General features: G+C 46.0%; 23 protein-coding genes and 4 tRNA genes. 7 read left to right on the forward strand and 20 right to left on the reverse strand.

Annotated features, from left to right (window positions below; translation table 11 throughout):
• Position 1: 1 nt before the first annotated feature.
• Positions 2 to 1,069, reverse strand: coding sequence for a 3-methyl-2-oxobutanoate dehydrogenase subunit VorB (locus tag SPSPH_RS15895; protein WP_075757268.1), 1,068 nt, complete (start codon positions 1,067 to 1,069; stop codon positions 2 to 4).
• An 11-nt stretch (positions 1,070 to 1,080) separates the two neighbouring features.
• A complete protein-coding gene (locus tag SPSPH_RS15900; protein WP_075757267.1) occupies positions 1,081 to 1,287 on the reverse strand; it encodes a 4Fe-4S dicluster domain-containing protein in 207 nt (68 codons plus the stop codon).
• 330 nt (positions 1,288 to 1,617) lie between these two features.
• On the opposite strand from SPSPH_RS15900, the gene SPSPH_RS15905 reads away from it, so the two are divergent.
• Positions 1,618 to 2,511 (forward strand): LysR family transcriptional regulator, encoded by an 894-nt coding sequence (locus SPSPH_RS15905; protein WP_075757266.1) that lies wholly within the window; start codon positions 1,618 to 1,620, stop codon positions 2,509 to 2,511.
• Positions 2,512 to 2,890: 379 nt separating this feature from the next.
• Here SPSPH_RS15905 and SPSPH_RS15910 read toward each other — a convergent pair whose 3' ends face one another.
• Positions 2,891 to 3,280, reverse strand: a complete 390-nt coding sequence (locus SPSPH_RS15910; RefSeq protein WP_075757574.1) for a hypothetical protein — start codon at positions 3,278 to 3,280, stop codon at positions 2,891 to 2,893.
• Positions 3,281 to 3,381: 101 nt separating this feature from the next.
• On the opposite strand from SPSPH_RS15910, the gene SPSPH_RS15915 reads away from it, so the two are divergent.
• Both SPSPH_RS15915 and SPSPH_RS15920 read left to right on the forward strand, forming a co-directional pair.
• The gene (locus SPSPH_RS15915) at positions 3,382 to 3,585 is read left to right on the forward strand and encodes a DUF5652 family protein (RefSeq protein WP_075757265.1); all 204 of its coding nucleotides are present in this window, start codon (positions 3,382 to 3,384) and stop codon (positions 3,583 to 3,585) included.
• 79 nt (positions 3,586 to 3,664) lie between these two features.
• Entirely contained in the window at positions 3,665 to 4,024 is a 360-nt protein-coding gene (locus SPSPH_RS15920) for a hypothetical protein (RefSeq protein ID WP_109298242.1), read from the forward strand.
• A 166-nt stretch (positions 4,025 to 4,190) separates the two neighbouring features.
• Here SPSPH_RS15920 and SPSPH_RS15925 read toward each other — a convergent pair.
• The 7 genes from SPSPH_RS15925 to SPSPH_RS15955 all read right to left on the reverse strand — a co-directional run bounded on the left by SPSPH_RS15925 (position 4,191) and on the right by SPSPH_RS15955 (position 8,421).
• Positions 4,191 to 4,265 (reverse strand) — tRNA-Arg (locus SPSPH_RS15925).
• A gap of 115 nt (positions 4,266 to 4,380) precedes the next feature.
• On the reverse strand, positions 4,381 to 4,767 hold the full coding sequence (locus SPSPH_RS15930; RefSeq protein WP_223226291.1) for a zinc ribbon domain-containing protein: 387 nt from the start codon (positions 4,765 to 4,767) through the stop codon (positions 4,381 to 4,383).
• 109 nt (positions 4,768 to 4,876) lie between these two features.
• The gene (locus SPSPH_RS15935) at positions 4,877 to 5,596 is read right to left on the reverse strand and encodes a hypothetical protein (RefSeq protein WP_075757263.1); all 720 of its coding nucleotides are present in this window, start codon (positions 5,594 to 5,596) and stop codon (positions 4,877 to 4,879) included.
• A 106-nt stretch (positions 5,597 to 5,702) separates the two neighbouring features.
• On the reverse strand, positions 5,703 to 6,254 hold the full coding sequence (locus tag SPSPH_RS15940; RefSeq protein WP_075757262.1) for a 2-oxoacid:acceptor oxidoreductase family protein: 552 nt from the start codon (positions 6,252 to 6,254) through the stop codon (positions 5,703 to 5,705).
• A complete protein-coding gene (locus tag SPSPH_RS15945; RefSeq protein WP_075757261.1) occupies positions 6,254 to 7,003 on the reverse strand; it encodes a thiamine pyrophosphate-dependent enzyme in 750 nt (249 codons plus the stop codon). Before SPSPH_RS15945 ends, SPSPH_RS15940 begins: the two co-directional genes overlap by 1 nt.
• 1 nt (position 7,004) lies before the next feature.
• Positions 7,005 to 8,069, reverse strand: a complete 1,065-nt coding sequence (locus SPSPH_RS15950) for a 3-methyl-2-oxobutanoate dehydrogenase subunit VorB (RefSeq protein WP_075757260.1) — start codon at positions 8,067 to 8,069, stop codon at positions 7,005 to 7,007.
• Between the two features lie 133 nt (positions 8,070 to 8,202).
• Positions 8,203 to 8,421, reverse strand: coding sequence for a 4Fe-4S dicluster domain-containing protein (locus tag SPSPH_RS15955; RefSeq protein ID WP_075757259.1), 219 nt, complete (start codon positions 8,419 to 8,421; stop codon positions 8,203 to 8,205).
• A gap of 249 nt (positions 8,422 to 8,670) precedes the next feature.
• Between SPSPH_RS15955 and SPSPH_RS15960 the strand changes: the two genes are divergently transcribed.
• Positions 8,671 to 9,846: an IS110 family transposase gene (locus SPSPH_RS15960; RefSeq protein ID WP_075754228.1), complete on the forward strand. Its 1,176-nt coding sequence runs from the start codon at positions 8,671 to 8,673 to the stop codon at positions 9,844 to 9,846.
• 217 nt (positions 9,847 to 10,063) lie between these two features.
• On the opposite strand, the gene SPSPH_RS15965 is transcribed toward SPSPH_RS15960, so the two are convergent.
• The 3 genes from SPSPH_RS15965 to SPSPH_RS15975 are packed head-to-tail and all read right to left on the reverse strand — an operon-like array spanning position 10,064 to position 13,570.
• A complete protein-coding gene (locus tag SPSPH_RS15965; protein WP_233139221.1) occupies positions 10,064 to 10,966 on the reverse strand; it encodes a hydroxymethylglutaryl-CoA lyase in 903 nt (300 codons plus the stop codon).
• A 50-nt stretch (positions 10,967 to 11,016) separates the two neighbouring features.
• A complete protein-coding gene (locus tag SPSPH_RS15970) occupies positions 11,017 to 12,225 on the reverse strand; it encodes a CaiB/BaiF CoA transferase family protein (protein ID WP_233139219.1) in 1,209 nt (402 codons plus the stop codon).
• A 34-nt stretch (positions 12,226 to 12,259) separates the two neighbouring features.
• Positions 12,260 to 13,570: an MFS transporter gene (locus tag SPSPH_RS15975; RefSeq protein ID WP_075758240.1), complete on the reverse strand. Its 1,311-nt coding sequence runs from the start codon at positions 13,568 to 13,570 to the stop codon at positions 12,260 to 12,262.
• Positions 13,571 to 14,185: 615 nt separating this feature from the next.
• On the opposite strand from SPSPH_RS15975, the gene SPSPH_RS15980 reads away from it, so the two are divergent.
• Positions 14,186 to 16,105, forward strand: coding sequence for a sigma 54-interacting transcriptional regulator (locus SPSPH_RS15980; protein ID WP_083945771.1), 1,920 nt, complete (start codon positions 14,186 to 14,188; stop codon positions 16,103 to 16,105).
• 171 nt (positions 16,106 to 16,276) lie between these two features.
• Here SPSPH_RS15980 and SPSPH_RS15985 read toward each other — a convergent pair whose 3' ends face one another.
• The 6 genes from SPSPH_RS15985 to SPSPH_RS16010 form a co-directional block, all read right to left on the reverse strand.
• Positions 16,277 to 17,608 carry an MFS transporter gene (locus SPSPH_RS15985; RefSeq protein ID WP_075758239.1) on the reverse strand — a complete coding sequence of 444 codons (1,332 nt, stop codon included), beginning with the start codon at positions 17,606 to 17,608 and terminating at the stop codon, positions 16,277 to 16,279.
• 183 nt (positions 17,609 to 17,791) lie between these two features.
• Positions 17,792 to 18,310 carry a transcription repressor NadR gene (locus tag SPSPH_RS15990; RefSeq protein ID WP_075758238.1) on the reverse strand — a complete coding sequence of 173 codons (519 nt, stop codon included), beginning with the start codon at positions 18,308 to 18,310 and terminating at the stop codon, positions 17,792 to 17,794.
• A gap of 107 nt (positions 18,311 to 18,417) precedes the next feature.
• On the reverse strand, positions 18,418 to 20,040 hold the full coding sequence (locus SPSPH_RS15995) for a sensor histidine kinase (RefSeq protein ID WP_143559055.1): 1,623 nt from the start codon (positions 20,038 to 20,040) through the stop codon (positions 18,418 to 18,420).
• A gap of 132 nt (positions 20,041 to 20,172) precedes the next feature.
• Positions 20,173 to 20,248, reverse strand: a tRNA-Val gene (locus SPSPH_RS16000).
• 4 nt (positions 20,249 to 20,252) lie between these two features.
• Positions 20,253 to 20,327, reverse strand: a tRNA-Glu gene (locus SPSPH_RS16005).
• A 3-nt stretch (positions 20,328 to 20,330) separates the two neighbouring features.
• Positions 20,331 to 20,406: transfer RNA gene (locus tag SPSPH_RS16010), tRNA-Asn, on the reverse strand.
• A gap of 156 nt (positions 20,407 to 20,562) precedes the next feature.
• Here SPSPH_RS16010 and SPSPH_RS16015 point away from each other — a divergent pair.
• Positions 20,563 to 21,675, forward strand: coding sequence for an aminopeptidase (locus tag SPSPH_RS16015; protein WP_083945770.1), 1,113 nt, complete (start codon positions 20,563 to 20,565; stop codon positions 21,673 to 21,675).
• 126 nt (positions 21,676 to 21,801) lie between these two features.
• Here the strand turns inward: SPSPH_RS16015 and speE are convergent, their stop codons facing one another.
• Positions 21,802 to 22,638, reverse strand: coding sequence for a polyamine aminopropyltransferase (gene speE / locus SPSPH_RS16020; RefSeq protein ID WP_075758235.1), 837 nt, complete (start codon positions 22,636 to 22,638; stop codon positions 21,802 to 21,804).
• Between the two features lie 254 nt (positions 22,639 to 22,892).
• On the opposite strand from speE, the gene SPSPH_RS16025 reads away from it, so the two are divergent.
• The gene (locus SPSPH_RS16025; protein WP_158027128.1) at positions 22,893 to 23,057 is read left to right on the forward strand and encodes a hypothetical protein; all 165 of its coding nucleotides are present in this window, start codon (positions 22,893 to 22,895) and stop codon (positions 23,055 to 23,057) included.
• Positions 23,058 to 23,100: the final 43 nt, after the last annotated feature.

Raw genomic sequence — 23,100 nt, forward strand, 5'->3', positions numbered from 1 at the left:
CCTAGTTTCCTCCTTTGTTCATAATCTGCACGATTTGGTCGTATATTTCATCCACAGTGGGGATGTTGCCCCCTGTTCTCCCATGGAAGTGAACCGGTTTTTGGCGGCGGGTAACCCGTTCCACATCTTCGATCATTTGCCCGGAGCTTAATTCAACAACCAGAAAGGCCTGGGTATTTTTCGCCGTTAGCTGAAATAACGCCTCTTCAGGAAACGGGAAGAGGGTAATCGGACGAAACAGCCCAACCCGCAACCCCTTTGCCCGCGCTTGCATTACCGCCGATCTGGCAAGCCGGGCACTAATCCCATAGGCCACAAGAATAAGCTCGGCATCTTCTGTATATAACTCTTCATAACGAACTTCCTGTTGCTCCAGCAACTTATATTTGCGCTGCAGCGAGCGGTTATGCTCCTCCAGGGTGTCCTGATCAAAGCATAAGGTTTTTACTACATTGGGTTCCACTCTTCCCCTGCGGCCGGTAACGGCCCATTGCTTCTCCGGCTTGGCCTGCAGGCTGACTTCCAGGCTGACCGCTTCCATCATTTGACCCAGAGCGCCATCTGCCAGCAATAAGGCCGGGATACGGTACTTATCGGCCAGCTCAAAGCCAAGTATGGTCAGATCAAACATTTCCTGGACACTATTGGGCGCCAGGACCAGCAGGCGATAGTCGCCATGGCCGCCGCCTTTTGTCGCTTGAAAGTAATCTGCCTGACCGGGCTGGATGGTCCCCAGTCCGGGGCCGCCCCGCTGCACATTTACCAAAAGGCAGGGTAGTTCGGCTGCCGCAATGTAGGATATGCCTTCCTGCTTCAAACTAAATCCCGGACTGGAAGACGAGGTCATTGACCTGACACCGCACGCCGCGGCTCCATAAACCATGTTGACAGCGGCCACTTCGCTTTCCGCCTGAAGGTATACCCCGCCGCGCTGCGGCAATTGTTTGGCCATATATTCAGGAATCTCGCTTTGCGGCGTAATAGGATAGCCGAAATAGTACAGACAGCCTGCACGGATTGCCGCCTCGCCGATGGCCTCATTGCCCTTCATTAAGACTCTTTCACTCATTACACTACCTCCTAGTCCTTAAAGATTTCAATTACCGTGTCAGGGCACATCCTGGCACAAATAGCACACCCGATACAGTCATCATCATTCAGGCAATGTGCGGCAAGATAGCCCTTGCTATTAAAAACCGCACTTAATTCTAAAATTTTCTTGGGACAAACAGATACACACAATTCGCAGGCCTTGCATTTTTGAGAGTTGAACACCGGCCTTGGCATAATCTATCGCCTCGCTTTCCTTTAGGATTTGTTGTTGGATTTTTCTTAACTTTCTGTTTTGATTGTAGCACCATTTAAAACGAATAAAAAATATCTGTTTTGTCTGGATACCATACCTTTTAAGTTTGTTTATTTTACATAAAAAAGCCAGGATTCCTATCTGAAATCCTGGCTTTTTTATGGTTCATACGTTTAGCAGCTTGAATGTAACAGGGGTTATACGGTAAGCTAATACTATACCCTGCAACAGCAGCTAAATTGCAGCGGCAATACATTCTATACTACTGCCGTGCACTGTTTTATTCTTTTCTGGGTAAAGGGGAGGTTATCATGGATATACGTCAACTGCGCTATTTTCTGGCGATAGCTAAGGAAGAACAAGTTACGCGTGCCGCGAGAACACTTAATATGGAGCAGCCCCCGCTAAGCCGGCAGCTAAAACTGATGGAGGAGGAGCTTGGTGTAAAATTGTTCGACCGTGTAGGCAGAGAGTTATTTTTAACTAAGGCCGGGACGGTTTTTGAAAAAAGGGCCAAAGCTCTGGTTCAGCAGCTGGAGGAAACTGTACTTGAGATAAAAGAGATCGAACAGGGAATTCGCGGCACCCTATCCATCGGCTCTACCTTTTCTTGCATATCGCTGCTGCCTATTCCCATCAAGAAATTCCGTGACGAATACCCGGAAGTTACCTTTACCATCCTGGAGGGAGATCAATATATCCTTGGCGAATGGATTCAAAGCCGTGTTATCGAACTGGGGATTACCCGATTGCCCCTGGAATCAAATTACGAGGCCGATACATATTCGACTCTCCCCATAAAATCAGACCCGTTTGTGCTGGTGCTGCCGAAACAATGGGACTTGAGTAAATCCAGACAGTCAATCAGCATCAAAGACCTGGCTGATATGCCGCTCTTATCTTTAAAAAGCGACAAAGTAACGAAATTACATGAAAAAATAGTTTACGAATGCAGGCAGTTTGGCTTTGAACCCACAATTGTCTGCGAATGTCCCAGTGTTGCCATCCTCATTTCGCTGGTTGTCGCCGGCATCGGCGCAACCATCCTGCCAAAATCGGTAATGAGCTCTTTTCCACTGTTGGAAATCGAAATGATGGACATTGACGACACCGGCTTTCAATATGAAGTCGGGGTTGTCTGGCTGCAGAACCGGTATCTGTCTAAAAGTGCCCGCCACTTCATTAAACTCTTGCAATTTTCGTAATGACGATTTGGAAATTATGAGGAAAAAGGCAAAACAAAAACCGCCCCATGAGGCGGCCTATGGTATAATATGTAAAGGACGGGTTTGCGGCCCGTCCTAAACTGAATACGGGAGGTGAAACCATGCACTTGAAGATTTCCGATTTCGAGATCACAATCTCAAGTGAATTCGCGCTAATAATCTTCTGGATTATGAAGCAACTAAGCGGCTAACCTCCGGTATTCACCGACCACTCTTGTTGCGAGCAAGGGTGGTTATTATGTTTCTATGACTATTATAACCTATTTATGACAGGATTACTACAAAAACTAATCATTATGGCTATCTGTTAATCATAATGATTAGTTTGCGTGTAAAAAGCGCCTTTCATCTCAATAATTTAACGGAGGAACCGAATAGTTAAATCCGGCAAATAATGCACTAATGTAGAAAACACCTCTGATTTGAATCTCTCATCCTTAAGCATGGCTTCGAGAGCGCTACGCTCAACGGTCATATACGGTTTAACAACTCCTAATAGGGGATGGTGAATTTCGGATTCTAAAACACCGCTCTTTACCTCAGCAATGTCTATGCCATTTGTGATAAAAGTATACGTCCCGGCGACTGCACCATTTTCAGTAACCTGCATCCCCACCATGTTTCTCCGTCCGGCAAATACTCGTTCCATCATTGTAAACATGGTCGGATGGTTTTCCCTGAAACTCTTAATCACCTCGCGCCTAAAATTCACTAAATCATTTTGGACTAAAGTATCTAAACTCATCATATTCCCTCCAATTCGTTTATACGAGTTTATAGTTTCCTTTTTGGCTAAAAACATCCTCATTTTAGTATAATATATTAAATTAAACATAAAGGAGATTTTTTATGGATAGCATATTGTCCACACTCCAATATAACCCCTGGCTGCTTGCTTTAATTACTGTATGGAGTATAACCTGGAAGGCTATAGCTACCTGGCATGCCGCCCGTAATAGTCAATTAGGCTGGTTTATTGCACTATTCATTATTAATACTATTGGCGTGCTGGAAATTATCTATCTTGTCTTCTTTTCGAAAAGAAAACGTTAATAAAGAGATACTACAAACTTCTATATGTACGTTGCTACCCACCCTCAATAATGCTACAATGAGAATACACGAAAGGACGGTGATCAACACGGAGGAATTGCTAAAACAGATTATCGCTCGACTTGACCGCATGGAAGAAGGTCAACAACAAACTAATACACGCCTTGATCGTATAGAGTCCGATTTGACCGACCTAAAAACCTCTTTCAGCAACATCGAAGGTCAGCAGCGCGAAAACACTGACTATATCAAAGCCCTGCTGCACCGAACTGAAGAATTAAATGCCCAAACTCACAGCATCGGTCATGGACTGAATGTCTTGACCGGCAAAGCGGCTACCAAAGAGGACGTTGCCGATCTGTCTGCCCAGTTCCGAGTATTGAATGACCGGCTGTTTAGGCAGGAAGTCGAAGTAGACAAATTAAAAGCAGTAAAGTAGTCTTTCCGGCCATGCGCCGGTTATTTTTTTGCCTTGTAGGCGGGATAATTATTTCTGACTCCTGAAGTATATTTCTACTTAACAAAATATGATATTACCCCACGGATTACCCCATAAACAAAAATCAGGCATTTGCACTATATCTGCAAATGCCTGATTTTCCTTATGGTGCGCCCGGCAGGAATCGAACCTGCGCTCCCGGCTCCGGAGGCCGGTGCTCTATCCCCTGAGCTACGGGCGCGTTATCGTGACTTCAGCCACGAATAAGATTATAACACACCAACGGCGCTCTGTCCAATCTATTTATTATATTTTTTTCTTGCATTTTTTTACAGCCACTACTGATCACCTACTGATCACTTAGTATCAGCAGGAGTCTGGCAATAAGGGCATACCCGCCATTCACGGTTAAGCTCCTGGCCGCACGAAGTGCAAGCAGGCTTTAATGAAAAACCGCAATACGGACACATTTTAAAATCGTCTTTTACCCGGCGGGCGCACATGGGGCATTTGATGGTTTCTTCCACCGGCACTGCCTCAACATCGATCACTTCTTCAATCCGTTTGGGCGGTACCGGCTGTTTTCTGCCAAGCAGCAGGTATAGCGGTAAAAATATATACAGCGCCGCTAAGGTGCCGACAGACCATAACAGAGCGGTAGTCAAATCATGGCCGCGGCCTCTGGCGTCATTATATACCCAATAGGCAGCAATTGCACCAATTAACAAACTTAATGTCATCATAAAACAGTTCCCCCTTAACCGGCATATGTACAATTATAGCATGTCCCAGCCAGGGGGTAAAGAAAACACGGCTTGCACCAGGTTTACAGCAAAGCGCAAGCCGCTATTGTTACACTGTGGGTCCTGTTTGCCAGGGATATTGTGTATACGGATGTAACAGGAAAATGTTATGTTCTGTACGTATCTTGTTACCTTGCCACCGCCACAGACATTCGGGTACCACTACCGAATGAATGGGCAGCCTTAAGCGTTTCGACACAGCCTCTGTTAACTCAATACCTTGTTGAATATGATGATGGGCTGTGTCATTACCCAGATTGGTGTTGCTGATTAGACTGGATATTTTAAGTCCGCATGCATTTTCAATCCGGTGATATACTTCCACTACGCCTTCAACCGTACTGGTATAAGGACGTAATGCGTTTATCACCAGCATAGCCTGATATGGGCTATCTGCAATCTTCTCAAAAAATTGTCCCAGTACGATGGCAGAATCTCCTCCGCCAACATCCATTACCACTCGGTAATCCTTCTGACAGAATACTTTATTTAAATCCTGAGGAAGTACAGGCAGCTCCGCGTTGGTTAGCCTTTGATCTGCTGCTATAACCTCTACTCCCCGCTGTTCCAGTAAGGCCCTATGCTCACGGCTATGGAAGTAGGGCTTTGCAATATCCATATCAACAAGTGCTGTCTTGTAGCCCAGCTTCTTTATTTTTACCGCATAATTTATTGCCAGCTCCGTTTTCCCGCTGCCATACTCGCCAAGAAATATCTTTACTTTAGGACCACTGTTATAAAATATACTCTTGTCACTTCTATCTTCCATCCGGGTTCACCACCTTATCTTATTAATATAGGCAGGGAAACAGTCTGAGTCATGTTTTCCTGCCTATAACTATTGCACAGCAACTTATTAATTGCTATATTTTAAACTACTTGGAATTTTTGCTGTCATGTACAAACTGTACGCCGCGCATAACTGCCTGCATGTTAGGTTCAACCACTTCCGGTTTTTTGGCAAAATTTTTAGCAAGCGTCTTTCTGACTTCTTCAAGGGGAACCATGTCTGTCGCACCAATCAATGCCCCTAAGGCAACCATATTGGCATAGCGGGCATTGCCGACTTCCAGGGCAAGTTCGTTTAGCGGCACGCAATAAGCGGTTACATCATCCCGTGAAGCGGAAACCTCAATCAGGGATTTATTGATTATTACCACTCCGCCGGCTTGAACGGTTGGCTCAAATTTTTCCAGCGAAGGCTGATTCATTGCAACCAAAACCGTTGGCTGCGATACAACCGGTGAGGCAACTTCAGCATCTGAAATAATCACCGAACAGGATGCAGTGCCGCCGCGCATTTCCGGACCATAGGCAGGCATCCAGGATACTTGCTTGTCAGCCAGCATACCGGCATAAGTTACCAGACGTCCAATGAGTAATACTCCCTGCCCGCCAAAGCCAGCACAAATTATTTCATGTGTCATTATTGTTTTCCCTCCGAATTCTTAAAAACTCCCAGGGGGTAGTAGGGCATCATGCTTTCTTCAACAAATTTATTTGATTTGAGCGGACTCATCCCCCAGTTCGTCGGACAAGTAGACAACACTTCTACAAAGGAAAATCCTTCACCACGAATTTGTCTGGTAAAAGCTTCTTTAATTGCCGCTTTGGCTTTGTTAACATTTGCCGGTGTGTTTACCGCAACCCGCGCGATATACTGTGGTGCTTCCAGTGTGGCCAGCATTTCCGATACCCTCATCGGTTTACCGGTTAACTCCTGCTTGCGCCCATAAGGTGAAGTTGCCGTAACCTGACCCACAAGCGTCGTGGGAGCCATCTGCCCGCCGGTCATACCATAAATAGCATTATTGATAAATATTGCGGTAAAATTTTCACCACGCATGGCAGCATGAACGATCTCCGCACAGCCAATGGCCGCCAGGTCACCATCTCCCTGATAGGTAAATACCACCGCCTCAGGCTTCACCCGCTTAACCGCAGTAGCCACCGCCGGCGCCCGCCCATGTGCAGCTTGAATGGCGTCAAAATTAAAATAGTTATGAGCAAGAACAGAGCACCCTACCGGATCAACCAGTATTGTCTTTTCAAGAACATCCAGTTCCTCAATTACTTCCGCAATCAGCCTGTGAACAATGCCGTGATGACAGCCAGGACAATAATGAGTTGGTGTTTCTTTTAGTCCCTTAGTAATGGCAAACAGTTTTTCCTGCATCCTACTTTCCTCCTTCAGCGACAATCTTCAATATTTCTTGATACAGTTCATCGGTGGTTGGCATATTGCCGCCTGTACGACCATAGAAATGCACGGGTTTCTGGCACCGTATAGCCAGTTCAACGTCTTCAATCATCTGCCCGGTACTAAGCTCAGTCACCAAAAAGGCTTTTGCTGTTTGAGCTACCCGCAAGAGCTCAGCCGAAGGGAACGGCCAAAGCGTAATGGGTCTTACCAGTCCAACTTTATATCCCTGCGCACGGGCCTTGTCTACAGCCGACTTGGCAATCCGTGACGTAATACCATAGGCTACAAGCACCAGTTCAGCATCATCTGTATAAAACTCTTCACAGCGAGTTTCCTGCTGTTTGACGGCAGCATATTTTGCCTGCAAATCCCGGTTGGTTTGCTCTGATGCATCGTTATCAAATGACAAGGTGTTGATAACATTAGTGTCTTTTCTACCATTACGGCCAGTAATGGCCCAGGGCTTTTCCACTTGCAGCGCGGGTTTTACTTCTGTAGAAACGGCCTCCATCATTTGTCCCAGTGCACCATCTGCCAGAATAAGTACCGGAATCCGGTATTTATCGGCCAAATCAAACCCTTCAACCGTCAGGTCAAAGATTTCCTGGACGCTATTAGGAGCTAAAACGAGCAAACGATAGTCGCCATGGCCGCCGCCTTTGGTTGCCTGGAAGTAATCGGCTTGACCCGGTTGAATTGTGCCAAGCCCGGGGCCGCCGCGCTGAACATTCACCAATAGGCAAGGCAAACTGGCTGCGGCAATATATGAAATGCCTTCCTGTTTTAAACTGAAGCCCGGACTTGAGGAGGAGGTCATAGCCCGTACCCCGACCGCTGCCGCTCCGTAGAGCATGTTGATTGCTGAAATTTCACTTTCGGCCTGCAAATATACGCCGCCAACTGTCGGCAGTTTTTTGGCCATAACTTCAGGAATCTCACTTTGCGGTGTTATCGGATACCCGAAGTAATACCGGCAGCCTGCAAGAATTGCAGCTTCGCAGATAGCCTCATTACCCTTCAAAAGGATTTTTTCACTCATTTATGTCAACTCCTATATGTTTTATTTATAAATGGAGACTTGATTCAGATAGGGTTTTAACCCCATCTGAATCCTAGTCGGAATTATCCAGGGGCTTACTCGCTCTTAACCCCCGCTTATGGAAGCGGGAGTCTTAGAGCGAGTTAGCCATCGGATAAATTTCGATTACAGCGTCAGGACACATTCTGGCGCATAACATACAACCGATACAGGCATCGTCGTCATTACAGCGTACAGTACAATATCCCTTCTTGTTGTAACTATCGCTAAGCTCTAAGAGCTTCTTGGGGCAAGCCTGAATACACATTTCACAGGCTTTGCATTTTTCGGTGTTAAACACAGGTCTAGGCATAATTATCTCCTTGTATTATAGAGTAGTAGTTATTAGAGCCCCTCTCCAAGGGCTATATGCTACACTGTAAAGGATGCTGTGGATTGGTTTTATCTCCTACCACCAGATGGTTCAAGAGAGGCTCCAACCGCAGCCCTTTGCAGGTTTGTTAATCAGTTAGATACCGCCAGACGGTTGATGTAGAACAAGGTTACAAGAGCAAAGTGTTCTGTGGGTACAGCATCAAATAATACCGTTGGAGGTCTTGCTATGATTTGTGTCGGGATTGATGTCGCTAAGGATAAACACGACTGCTTCATCATCAGTTCGGAGGGTAAAGTCCTTGCAAATGTGTTCACCATCCAAAACAGCATGGAAGGATTTGGCTACCTGTTGGAAAAAATCCGTGCCTGTTCTTTGCCCCTGGACAAAATAAAGGTAGGGCTTGAGGCTACCGGACACTACAGCTACAACATTCTCGGGTTTCTCCTTGACAATGGTCTGGACACCTATGTCATTAACCCCTTGCACACCAATCTTTACCGGAAAAGCCTCACCCTGCGAAAGACGAAGACTGACCGTGTCGATGCGCGAACAATTGCGGCTATGCTCATGTCTGATGTGGGCCTCAAGCCCTACACAGACACAGCTTACCACAATGAGGAGCTAAAGTCACTCACCAGATACCGGTTCGACAAGGTGAAGGTACGCGCTAAGCTGAAGTCCTCAATTGCCAGGCTGGTATGCATCCTGTTCCCGGAGCTGGAAAAGCTGGTATCGTCACTCCATATGGCCTCTGTTTACGCCTTGCTCGATGAGTTCCCGGGGGCTAAGCAGATTGCAGCGGCACATCTGACGCGGCTCACCCATTTGCTTGCCGAATCCTCCAAAGGCCGTTACGGACGGGACAAAGCCATAGAGATACGTGAAGCCGCCAGGCAATCGATTGGCTCTGTGACGACCGCGAAATCACTGGAACTGCGGCATACCATCCGGCTCATCCGTGAACTCGATGCCGAGATTGCGGAAATTGAACAGGTCATCCAACGCATCATGGACAAGATGCTTTCGCCTATTACCACGATTCCCGGCATTGGCTACAGGATGGGGGCTATGATTCTGTCTGAGGTGGGTGACTTTTCACGCTTTGATTCCCCTGACAAGATTTTGGCCTATGCCGGCCTGTCGCCCTCTACCTACCAATCCGGGCAGCTTAAAAATTGCTATGCCCATATGGAGAAGCGCGGCTCCAGATACCTACGCTATGCCATCTTCAATGCCACAAAATTTGTTTGCCTTTGGGACCCTGTCTTTGCCGCTTACCTCGCCAGGAAACGCGCCGAGGGAAAGCATTACAATGTGGCCATCTCTCATGCTGCCAAGAAGCTGGTCCGGCTCATTTATGCTCTGGAGAAATCCGGCGAGCCTTATCGTCTGGCAGCCTGATTCTCTCTCGATAGCCCGCATGGCGTCCTGTGGACGTCTGTTTTGCTATACCCTTTTTTGAACCATCTGTTTTTTGTCCTCCATCCTCAAATTCGGGCTTGACTTTTAATAGTTAGTCTCTCTTAATAAAAACAGCTATTTATCCGGCGACTTGGCTTCAGACGAGGTTGAAGCCCCGCCTGAAGCTAAAGTCTGTATTATCAATAACGACAGGACCTTACCCTTGACAAGCGGCAATTCTAGCCAGATGTCCCATCGGTGGAATCCTTAATTTTTCTTGAATGCAGTGAGCAACCTGCAAGATTTTTTCATAATTTAGCCCGGTGGCAATATCCATCTTATGCAGCATATTAACCAAGTCCTCGGTAGCAATGTTGCCAGCTGCTCCCGGCGCAAACGGGCATCCCCCCAGGCCAAATGCCGCTGTTTCAAACCGTGTCACGCCAAGACTGAGTGCAGTGACAACATTTGCAAGTCCCATACCTTGCGTATCGTGTATATGCAAAATAAACGAAAGCTGTGAGTACTTTTGCGTTAACGGCTTCAGCAAGGCTTCCATTTGCAAAGGAGCCGCCGTACCGATCGTATCTGCCAGCACAATATCGTCCGCTCCGGCAGCCAATCCTGCTTCAATCAGACTGATAACCTGCCCTGGTTCTACCTTGCCGGCAAAAGGGCAGTCAAATGCGGTCGCCACTGCCAGACGCACCTTGCAATCGCCTTTGATTTTACAAACTTCAGTTAATGCGGCAACCGATTGCTCGATAGTTTGCTTGGTGTTTTCCAGGTTGTGTTTCTCACTGGCCGAAATAACGAAGGTAATTGCGTCAGCACCGGCTTCTATTGCCCGTTGTGCGCCGAATAAATTGGGGGCAAGGGCAATAAAACTAACCTTGCCTGCATGTTTTTCTTTGACAGTCTGTAACACTTGAGCGGCATCTGCCATTTGTGGTATCGCTTTGGGATGAACAAAAGATGTTGCCTCAATCCATTTAAAACCGCAACCTACTAATTTATCAATAATCTCTATTTTGGTCTCAGCCGGAATGGGTGTTTTTATATTTTGGAATCCGTCTCGCGGACAGACCTCAATGATTTCAACCTCTTGCGGGAGCTTCAAAATGATCGCCTCTTTCATCTGTCTCTTATCAATAACCACTTCACAAAACGCTAAATTACACCGTTTGTTTTTAATTCAGCCAGCTGCTGTTCATCTAAATTCAAAAGTTCCTTGTAAACTTCGATATTGTCTTGACCAAGATCTGGTGCAATAGTTCTGACGGTCGCAGGAGTAGCCGACAGTTTAAACGGGGTTCCTGTAACTTTAACTGTTCCTGCTTTAGGATGCTCTTGCTCAACAAACATTTCCCGGTCGATCGCAATATGCGGATCTACTGCCACTTGACTAATGTCATATACCGGTGCGGCCGGTATTCCGGCTGCCAGGCAAGCCTCCACAACCTCGTTAGTCGGCTTGGTCCTTGTCCAATTTTCAATCTGCTCTTTAACTGCAACATGGTTTTTCAAACGGTCCCGGATACGCAGGAACTGGGGTAATTCTGCAATTTCCGGTTTTTCAATAACTCCGCACAGTATTTGCCAGAACTTGTCGTTTGCCGCGCCAATAACACAACTGCCGTCAAGACACTCAAAGGAGTCATACGGATAGGTTGATTCATAGCGATTACCAATCCTTTGGGGAAGATAACCGTCAGCCAAATACAGCATATTGACATTGCCCATAGCAGATACCCCCGCATCTACCAGCGCCACATCAACCTTTTGGCCGATACCTGTTCTTTGACGATAGTTCAAAGCTCCCAGTACCCCAATCGCCATAAACAACCCGCCTAATACATCGCCGGTTGCTGTGCCGGTGCGTGTGGGAGGTCCGCCTGGCCAACCGGTAGTGCTCATTAATCCACTCATGGCTTGAGCGATAATGTCATAACCCGGGCGCTCCTTATAGCGGCCATAATGACCAAAACCGGAGATACAAGCATAGATAATCCCAGGATTGATTTCCTTCAGCACATCATAACCAAGCCCCAGCTTTTCCATAGTGCCTGGCCGATAGTTTTCTGTAACAATATCAGCCTTTTTTACCATTTCTTTAAACATTTCTTTTGCTTTTGGATCTTTTAGGTTTAAGGTAATACCTCTTTTGTTACGATTATTGGTAATGTAGTAAATGCTTTCTTCATTTTTAAACGGGCCAAAATGGCGGGTGTCATCACCCTTGACAGGCTCTTCAATCTTGATTACATTTGCTCCCATATCAGCCAACAGCATCGTACTGTAGGGTCCTGCCAAAACTCTTGTCAAATCCAGTACCGTTACCCCTTCCAGGGCACCGGGTGTCATTGCATTTGCTAACATACGTTTTCCCCCTGATGTGTATAAATTTTATGTTCTAGGTCCGTGCTACCGGATCTTCAACAGGCTCAACAATGGTTGCAACAACAGCCAAACAGATGAATGAACCAATTGCTAAAGCCAAAAATACTGCATCCCAATTAAATTTATCTAAAATCATGCCGACAAATAACGGTGCTCCTGCTCCGCCCAATTGTCCGCCAGTATTGACAATACTAAAAGCAACCGGATAGCTTTCTTTATTTACACGTCCCATCGGATAGGCCATAAAGGCCGAATAGCCCAAAGCAAGCAAGAATCCTGTTGCGAACAGCAATATTGCCAGCAGGGTGGCATCAGCAGGCGCATTGATCAGTGAATACATCATGATCGTTGTCGACAGAGCGGTGACCATCATCATCGGTTTACGACGCTTGTTTAGAATGTTATCCGAAACCCAGCCGCCGACAAAATTGCCTGCCACAGTCCCGGCAAAAGGCGCAGATGAAACGAAAGCCGTTTTCATAATCGCAAACTGCTTTACTGTAACCAGATAAGTTGGCAGCCAGGACATCAGCACACTTACAATTCCCACCATAAAGAAATAACCAATAGCAGCCCCATAGATGTCCCAGCATTTAAATACCTGCGACGAATTTGTAAGAGGATTGACCTTCTTGGCACGAACAAGCTTATCTACCCACCAGAGCTTGTATTCACGCTTTTTTTCTTCTTTTTGCACTACCGAAGTATCGGCTATATATTCGGCCTCAGCTGCCGAAACAAATTTGCTATCAGCCGGCTTATTAGTTACCAATAAGTACCATACAATCGCTAATAGCATTCCAGGCACCATAAATGCATAAAAAATTTCCCGCCAACCCCAAACTGAAATAATCCAGGCACAAAGCGGCGGCACAATTAGAGGACCAACTTTGGATCCGGCAAGAAAAATACCTGATGCTGTACCTTTTTCCTTAGCGGGAAACCAATTATTAATCGCAGTTGTACAGGCAATCGCCACCGGTGCTTCGGCTACCCCCACCCCTACGCGTAAAGCTTTAAGCGCAAAAGCAGAATTTGCCATACCGATCATCCCTGTAAACAGGGAGGTGAATAACATGCCTACCGAAAACATTGTCCGCATACCAAACTTTTTAACCAAGAAACCTGAAGGAATCTGCATAAGCGCATACCCTGCAAAAAACAAGCTGATGATAGCTCCCGCCTCAGTATTACTCATGGCAAACTCTTTCCGGAGATAAGGCAAAGCAAAACCAATATTTGCCCTGTCAGCATTTGCTACCGTATAGAGTATAAAAAGCAATGCCATGACAACCCAGCGGTACCCACTTTTTTTCTCCTTCATTTCGAAACCTCCATTTTTTAATCTAGCAGTACAAATATGTTGCAGTACCTTGCAGTATGTCCTACTTTACATTTGTCACTCCTCTCTACCCATGCTCCATAAAGTAGACTTAGCTTCAGGTGGGGTTTTAACCCTATCTGAAGGTTAGTCGCCCTTATCCAGGGACTTAGTCGCTCGCCTGTGCCCGTAGGGGTATACTCCCACCTGGAGAGGTGGGAGTCTTAGAGCGAGTTAGTCATCGGATAAGCTGCAGCTATATCATAATCAAGCAAGAATCATGCCAACTTACAAACAGCCTGTTTTAGGCTTTTTTGCGCCAAAAACAACAAGAAGAGAAGCTCATTTATGAGCCTCTCTTCTATAGTCAAGGCCCACGCATGAGCTTGAGCCTGACTTATCTTTTAATCATAATTTTGTATAGTATTAATTTTCTGGCATCCAAACCCCAGCGATTTATAAGTAAAATCATAAAGTCTTCTTAACCAAGACTTTATCTGCCATTGTTGGCATGAAAAATGCTTTAATTATTTGTAATGATATAATGATACTAATGCACATAAACAGTATTTTAGATGAAAAGTTGTTATAACTCATCGCCGGAAAGAGGGTGTCTGTGTGAACCGTATTATTTTCATATCTTCTTATAAAGAATTATCTGCTATGGCACAGTCAGTGGCGAAAGAGCTGGGACTAACAGTAGAATTCTATGAAGGGTGGCTGGACCAAGCCAGTAAAATCATTGAAAACTTAAGCGGCCCGCCAATTGATATACTTATGAGCCGTGGCGGAACGGCCAAATTCCTGGCTGAAAAATTTCCCATCCCCGTCATCCCTGTCAATACAGGACCTTATGAAATTTTAGATGCACTAAATGAAGCCAGGCAATTTCGCAAAAATATTGCGATAACATCGTATGGAGAGCGGTATATAGGGTTGCCACTCATGGAAAAGGTATTAGATATTTCTATTACAGAAGTTATAATTACTGATTTAAAAACGCTGGAACAGCAAATTGCTTCCCTTGCTTCGGGAAATTACTGCGTTGTTGGGGGAGGGCCCTCGGTTGCCTATGCCCAAAAATTTGGCTTGCCCAATGTTTTTCTAAAAACCAATCGCGCAACATTGCACTCAGCCTTTCTCGAAGCTGAGAAACTAACTTCACTGCGAAGGGAAGAGATGAGAAAATCACGCCGCCTGGAAGCTATCCTGAACGCAACCTATGACGGAATTATTGCCGTTGACGCCTGTGGCGCAATTGAAATATTTAACAAGTCAGCAGAAAAGACCCTGAATATTCGCGCCGCAGCAGCAATTGGTAAAAACATAGCAGACATTGTTCCGAATTCCAGACTTGACCATGTCCTTCAAACAGGGCAAGCGGAAGCAGGCGAGCTGCAGGATACCAACAATACCCGCATACTTACTAACCGCGTCCCGGTAAAATACGGTGCAAAAATTGTTGGTGCTGTTGCCACTTTTATGGAGTCTTCGAAAGTGGTACAAGCTGAGCACAAAATCCGTAAAGAGTTAACCTCCCAGAGCCAATTCAAAGCCAAAGCAACTTTCTCAGATATTATCGGCATATCGAAAATATTGGAGGTAAAAAAGAAAATAGCGAGAAACTTTGCCCAATCACCCTTATCCATAATGCTTTATGGAGCTTCAGGAACAGGCAAAGAACTTTTTGCCCAGAGTATTCATAACGCCAGCGAACGTGCCCAAAATCCTTTTGTAGCTATTAATTGCGGCGCCTTACCCCCTACCCTCCTGGAAAGTGAGTTATTCGGGTATGAAGAAGGTGCCTTTACCGGAGCCCGCCGCAAGGGCAAACACGGCTTGTTTGAGCTGGCACATGGCGGAACCATATTTCTCGACGAAATTGATGCTCTTCCGATCGAAGTGCAAGCACGGCTGCTGCGGGTGCTGCAAGAACGTGAGGTATTACGAATTGGCGGAGAATCGATCATTCCCATAAATATCCGCGTAATAGCAGCCTCCAATAAAAGCGCTGAAGACTTACTGCAAAAGAATATTATCAGAGAAGATCTTTTTTACCGGCTGAATGTACTTTGGCTTGAACTGCCGACACTGGCTGAACGCCGTGAAGATATCAAGCATTTATGCGAGCACTTTCTCCCCGAAGAAAACAAGCAGCAATTGCGACCGATAATTGAGAAAATACTACCGTACTTTGAAAAATATACATGGCCTGGTAATATCCGTGAATTACACAATACCATCCAGCGGTTATCTTTTTTTGTGGAATCCTTCGTAGCAGAAGAGGATATTAAAGACTTTCTCCGCTTGGTGGCACCAAATATATTGAGAGCAATAGCTACTTCTGCTGAAGATGACAAATCCCAAATCCGCCCTCAAATACAAGATCTTGAGCACGAGTTAATTCTGAAAGCCGTCGCCGAACACAAAACCTTACAAGAAGCAGCCAATCATCTGGGAATAGGGAGATCAACCCTCACCCGCAAGCTGAAAAAAATCCGTGAAAGCCAGCTATCGGATTCTCTTCCAACGCTATAGGTCAATTATAGCCGGTGATGAAACTTATACTTTCTGTTAAGATAAAAATACCCGGCCTATAAGGCCGGGTATTCCTGCTATTTGGTGGTGGATGGTTCGCGGTTCTTTCCTCTGATTTCTTGCCAATAAAGCGGAGCATGGTTTTACTGTCGTTTTGTCCTTCTATAGGATTTAACTGCTGATTTCATCCAGCGTCCGGCCTTTGGTCTCCTCACCAAACAGCCATACGGCAATCGCCACAGCCAGCATGACGCCGGTGAACATGGTAAATACTTGTTCCATTCCCTGCTGGCCGGCAATCATGTAACCGACAATAGTCGGTGCCAATATCCCGCCGAACCGGCCGACTGCCGCCGCCCAGCCTGAGCCAAAGGCCCGTATCCGGGTGGGATACAGTTCCGGGGTATACGTATAGACGACACCCCAGGCGCCGAGATTGAAGAACGACATCAGGCTGCCCCAGAGAAGCACGACTTCGGCACTGCCGCCTTGACCGAAGAAATAAGCGCTGACCGCACTCATCGCCAAATAGATCGCCAGAGTTGCTTTCCGGCCGATACGGTCAACCAGGTAAGCCGCACTAAAATAACCGGGCAATTGCGCCACCGTCATAATTAATACATATTCAAAGGTCTTAATTACCGTATGCCCCTGCTGAACCATCAGCGACGGCAGCCAGGTAAAAATACCATAATAGGAGTAAACAATGCCAAACCAGATAATCCAGAGCATAATTGTACGTTTGGCAAACCGGGGAGTCCATAGTTCCTTAAACACCACCTTAGTGCCGGCAGGTTCTACAGTGGTGTTAGACATAGCCGCAGGCTGTACAACTGACTCAACCCCTGCCGACTGTTCTATTTTGCCGACAATCGCCAGAGCCTCCTGCTGGCGTCCCTTATCCATGAGGAAGCGAATGGATTCAGGCATGGCCAATCTGATAAAAAACACATACAGCGCCGGCAGCGCACCAATGAAAAAGGCCATCTGCCAGCCGTACCGGGGAATAATAAAGTAAGAGATGAGTGCTGCTGCCAACCAGCCGGCCGCCCAGAAGCTTTCCAATAAGACAATGAACCGCCCCCGGCTGGCAGGCGGCGAATATTCGGCCATGAGTGTTGCCGCTACCGGCAGTTCTCCCCCCAGACCAAAACCTACCAGAAATCTAAAAAAAAGTAAAGATTCATAATTCCAGGCCAGTCCGCACAAGCCGGTAGCTACACTATAAATAACCAAAGTAACCGAAAATACCGTTTTACGCCCAAACCGATCGGCCGCCGAACCGGCAAGTACCGCACCGACTGCCATTCCCAGCAGTCCCATGCTGCCGATAAAACCCATTTGCGTGGCAGATAATCCCCACTCCTTTGCCAATACAGGCAGCACAAAAGCAATAATGCCTGTATCCATAGCGTCAAATAACCAGCCTAATCCGGTCAAAACCAGCAGCTTATAATGAAAGCGACTAACCGGAATCCGCTCTAACCGATGTATTATATCCATACCAGAACCCCCAATGTCTTTACAACTGTCTTGTCAGCTATTATAGCTCTCTTCTGCGTGAAAGACAACTACTTTTTTAAAAAAACCAATAAATAATCTGCGGCCTACTTAGTGTTAGCAGCAAGGCTAAAAAAACAACGCTGTCAGCTTCCGTAAACTGACAGCGTTTCATTATAACCAGAGTTAGTACAGCAATATTCCGGTTTTCTTAAGCTCTGCTGCAATTTTTTGCATAATTTCCGTTGATGCGGCTTCCACTGTATGCAAATGCACACCACCGGTAACAAGAGAAAGCGGTGCAGCCCCGCCTTCTGCTGATTTGTGTAAAAACTCGGCTAAGTCACGCCGGGAAGCCAGCATTAAGTTGGCTTTAATCTCCCCATATACCGGATGCTCCACACTGACATCAAGTACCTTGCCGCCATTATCAATAATTATTGCCAGTTCTTCCCCCATCTGCTCAACGCCATGACGGCAGGCAAATTTGGCGGTAATAACCGCCGGGGCGGCAGTCGCCGGTAACATAACATAACCCTGAGGAGTAGCGTAGATATCAAGCCCTGCTGCCCGCAAAATGGCGATATCCCCCACAATAACCTGCCGGCTTACTCCTAACTGTCTGGCCAGTATCGTACCGGTTATCGGCTGCCCGCTTGCTTTTAGCAAACCGGCAATTTTTTCACGCCGTTCTTTTGCTTCCATACCAACACCCCCGCTCCAAACCAACTCTGGTAAAACCGCAACTCCCCTCCGGCTGCGCTAGCATATATAACTATATTATACACCAAAAATCTAAACTTGGCAGACTACTAACAGCATATCGCCTCAACAGCTTCATCTTCAACAGCCGCCGGCAAAAACACGGTAAATGTCGTTTTCCCCTGCTCACTAAAAACCTTGATAGTCCCGCCATGATTTTGGATTATGCGATAACATACCGAAAGCCCTAGACCAGAACCAGTTTCTTTAGTAGTAAAAAAGGGAGTTCCCAGTTTTTCGACAACTGCTGCCGCAATGCCTTCACCATTATCCTCCACCGTCACTGCCAGCATATCCTGCTGTCTGCTGACGGCAAGACTGATAATGCCGGCAAACGGCACAGCTTCTATGGCATTTTTTAATAAATTAATAAATACCTGTTTCAATTGCGATATATCACCAAAAGTCAAACAGTGCTCCTGAGGCAGCTGCAATTGCAAGGTAATATTTTTAGTATGCAATTGGCTTTCCATAAGTAAAACTACATTTTCTAATAGTTTACAGATATTTACTTCTTCAAACACCGGTTCCTTGAGCGGACGCGCCAGCATTTGAAATTCGCTGATCAGATTATCAATCCGTCCAATTTCGGCAAGCACAATTTCCAGGTGCTCCGGCGTTGGCGGTTTGTCGGTACGGCGGGTCATAAGCTGAATAAAGCCCTTTATGGAGGTAAGCGGGTTCCTGATTTCGTGAGCAATTCCAGCCGCCAACTGGTTAACACACTTCATGCGCTCCAGTCTGAGCTGCTCACGCTCCCGCTCATGGCGTTTTGCCTGCCGCCACACACCATACAAGAGGCCAATGCAAACCAAGAGCAGCAGGAGATTCTCTACATCATCCATGGATTCTCGCAGCACTCTGGCATATACAACATGCAGAGGCACCGCCGTTGCCACCTGCCATGTGGCATTATTCAAAGCAGTATGTATCAGCAGCTTGTCTACCCCATCCACCATCGAATTAAATTGCACTACACCTTCTCCGTTAAACAACAAGCCACTTAGCTGATCTTTTAATAAAGAGTTTTCCGGATACAATTCAGCCAGACGCGAATGATAAATAAACTGGCCGCTGGCATCCAGAATGAAGATATACTGACACTCGGCTATATTTCCCTGGAAAAGCGCCATCGACATATCACTAATCGGCACATAAGCTACCAATATTGCAATAACCTTATTCTCATTCATAACAGGAACCCGCAAGTTTATATAAGCGTTTTCCAGGCTCTGATGCACGATCCTGCCAGATATCTCTGTCCGCCCTGCCAGTGGCGCGGTAAACGTCTCCACCAGCTTCGGATCGCCGGCCGCAGACGGTACAGAACCGGAGTTGGAGTAATAATCAGCAATTAAGTTACCCTTCGGATCAAATACAGCAACATTATCTACTCCCAATACTGCGGCGGCTGACAGCAAATCACTGCGAACCCGTTCCACTTCAAGGCTGCGTACATTAGGAGAACCGGCTAACACTTTCAGACCTATTAATTTAGTATCAAAATACAAGTTCAAATACTCGGCAACTGTAGCCAGCTGTTCCCGTTCAGTTGCCACTACATTTTGGTATTGATAATTATAATAATTTACAATAAGTCCACTCATTATTACCAAAAGTCCTATACCAACAAACAGCATCGCTACGGTATGTTTAGATTTGGAAAGCTGCACCAAATTTCACCACCTTTTTGACATGATTCGCCAAAATTCATACTTTTCCTGCAAGTTACGGCGTTGGTGTGCTTTTTCACAAGCAAAAAACAGAAAAGCTTCAGATATATTATGATATCTGAAGCTTTTCTATGGTGGGCGATGACAGGATCGAACTGCCGACATCCTGCTTGTAAGGCAGGCGCTCTCCCGGCTGAGCTAATCGCCCATTATGGTGACCCGTAGGGGATTCGAACCCCTGATACCGCCGTGAAAGGGCGGTGTCTTAACCGCTTGACCAACGGGCCATATGGCTCCTCGAGTAGGACTCGAACCTACGACAAATCGGTTAACAGCCGATTGCTCTACCGACTGAGCTATCGAGGAATTATTATGACATAATGAATTATATACTAGGAAAAATAAAATTGCAAGCACTTACGGCATTTTTTTTATGTAATAGGCCAATAAATGCAAAGGATATTTTTGCTAAAACATCAAATACTGATATAGATAGTTAACAAACTGTAAGGAGGTCGTATTTTGGATCCAAGAGTCAAAACTCTCGGCAAAAACCTGATTGGCTATTCAACCAGCCTCAAGCCAGGCGAAAAAATATTAATTGAAATGTATGACGATGCTCTCCCTCTGGCAAAAGCCCTTGTTGATGAAGCTTACGCCGCCGGCGGCATCCCTTTTCTCGAAATAAAAAACAGTCAGTTACAGCGCGCGCTGCTGATGAGCGCCTCTGTGGAACAACTGAAATTAGCCGGCTCCTGGGAACAGGCCCGGATGAAAGAGATGGATGCTTATATTGCCATCAGAGCCAGTTTTAATATTACCGAAATGGCTGACGTCCCCTCTGCTCAACTGCAAAGCTACCAGCAAAACTGGGTTAAGCCTGTACACCTTGACATCCGCGTTCCCGACACCAAATGGTGCATTTTACGCTGGCCTAATGCCTCTATGGCACAACTGGCTAACAGCAGCACCGAAGCCTTTGAAGAGTTCTATTTCAATGTCTGCAACCTTGACTATGCCAAAATGGCCAAAGCTATGGACCCCTTAATTGAGCTTATGGAAAAAACCGATAAAGTCAAAATTACCGGCCCCGGCACCGATCTCACCTTTTCCATAAAAGGCATTCCGGCTGTAAAATGCTCCGGACTCAGAAATATACCGGACGGCGAAGTCTATACCGCGCCTGTCAAAGATTCGGTAAACGGCGTACTGACCTATAATACGCCGGCAGTATATCAAGGCTTCACCTACGAAAATATCAGCCTGGAATTCCAAAACGGCAAAATCGTCAAGGCTACTGCCAATAACAGCGAAAAAATCAATAAAATTTTTGACACCGATGAAGGCTCCCGCTATATTGGCGAATTTGCCCTGGGCGTTAATCCCTATATTGAAACCCCGATGAAAGATACCCTCTTTGATGAAAAAATCAAAGGCAGCTTCCACTTTACTCCTGGTAATGCCTATGACGTCGCCTTTAACGGCAACAAATCAGCCATTCACTGGGATCTTGTCTGCATTCAAAATCCCGAATACGGCGGCGGTGAAATCTACTTTGACGACAAGCTCATCCGCAAAGACGGGCGGTTCGTATTGTCTGCACTGGAGGGGCTAAATCCAGAAAACCTGATGTAGTTTATTGTGTCCGTAAATTACTAAAAGCGAGATTGCCTCACAAAAGCCTGCATGACCGGCAGCCTTCCTTTCCCGCCGTCATTAGCAGCAATGGTGTGGCAATCTCGCTTTTTCCGTACACGTAAGCTACTTCAATAATTCCCGCACAAAGTTCGGCAGGGAAAAACAGCTTTTTTGAATATCCCGGTTATAGTAGCGTGTATCGGCAATCTCCGGTATCCGGGAGATGTCGACTGTCGCCGGGTCATACTGCTTGGAACCGATGGTAAAGCAGTGCAGGCCGCTCGGGTAGATCGGAATATTGGCCAGGTACAGGCGCGTGATCGGGAACAGTGAGGAGATATCTGTTTGCAGCCGTTTTATCAATTCCTGATGATAAAACGGCGACTCGGTCTGCTGTACAAACAGGCCATCGGCTTTCAAGGCCTTATGTACATTCTCGTAGAAGGCATGGGTGAACAGGCCTTCACCGGGACCAATAGGATCAGAACAATCAACAATGATGACATCGTATTTGTTTTCCACTTCCTGCATGTGCTTAATGCCGTCACCAATTGTAAGACGCAGCTTCGGATGGTTTACATTGAGCGCCACACTGATTTCCGGTAAATACTTTTTACAAACCTCAACTACCGTACCATCAATCTCTACCATCTCCGCCACTTCGACCGACTGATGCTTAACCACTTCACGAATCGTACCGCCGTCACCACCACCGATAACCAGGACAGTCTTAGGGTTAGGATGTACACATAGCGGCACATGGGCAATCATTTCATGGTAGATATACTCATCCACAATGGATGTTTGGAAAACACCGTCTAATACCAGCATCCGGCCGAATTCGTATGAATCGATTACCGCAATCTCCTGAAACTGCGACCGGCCTGTATAAAGAGTCTCTTTTATCCTGACGGTAAGTCCCAGGTTTTCAGTTTGATATTCTGTAAACCATAACTCCATGCATAGCTTCCTCCTTGCATTATTTTAGCTCTATACCTATTCTACCTTATATAATTTGTTTAAGCATAGATTTTATCATGCAAATTATTCTATTTTAAGACAAATCCGTGCAAAATAGCCAATAAAATTGAAATAGTTTTAGTTTATTGCAAAATTTGTACTTTCTTTCACAAAAATGTTAGTGTATAATAAGGCTATCAGGTCCAGTTACCTTTCTGCGTTTGACTTATTATTCGAAGGGAGGGGGTGAGCTTGTGTTCAAGAATCTGGTGTTTTACCTGACATTGGCAATTGTCAGCCCGCTGTTTTTTGCGTTCTTGCTTTTGCTGATTTTTACCTCGCCGATTTGGTTTTTCATTACATTGCCCTATCACATCAGCCGACGCACCCAGCCTGAAGCTACAATTGCATTAGAGTAAAAAGCCTACAAAGCTCTTTCGTTGTTGATTCGTAAGTATTACG

It is taken from the genome of Sporomusa sphaeroides DSM 2875 (assembly GCF_001941975.2).
GTDB classification, from domain to species: Bacteria; Bacillota; Negativicutes; order Sporomusales; family Sporomusaceae; genus Sporomusa; species Sporomusa sphaeroides.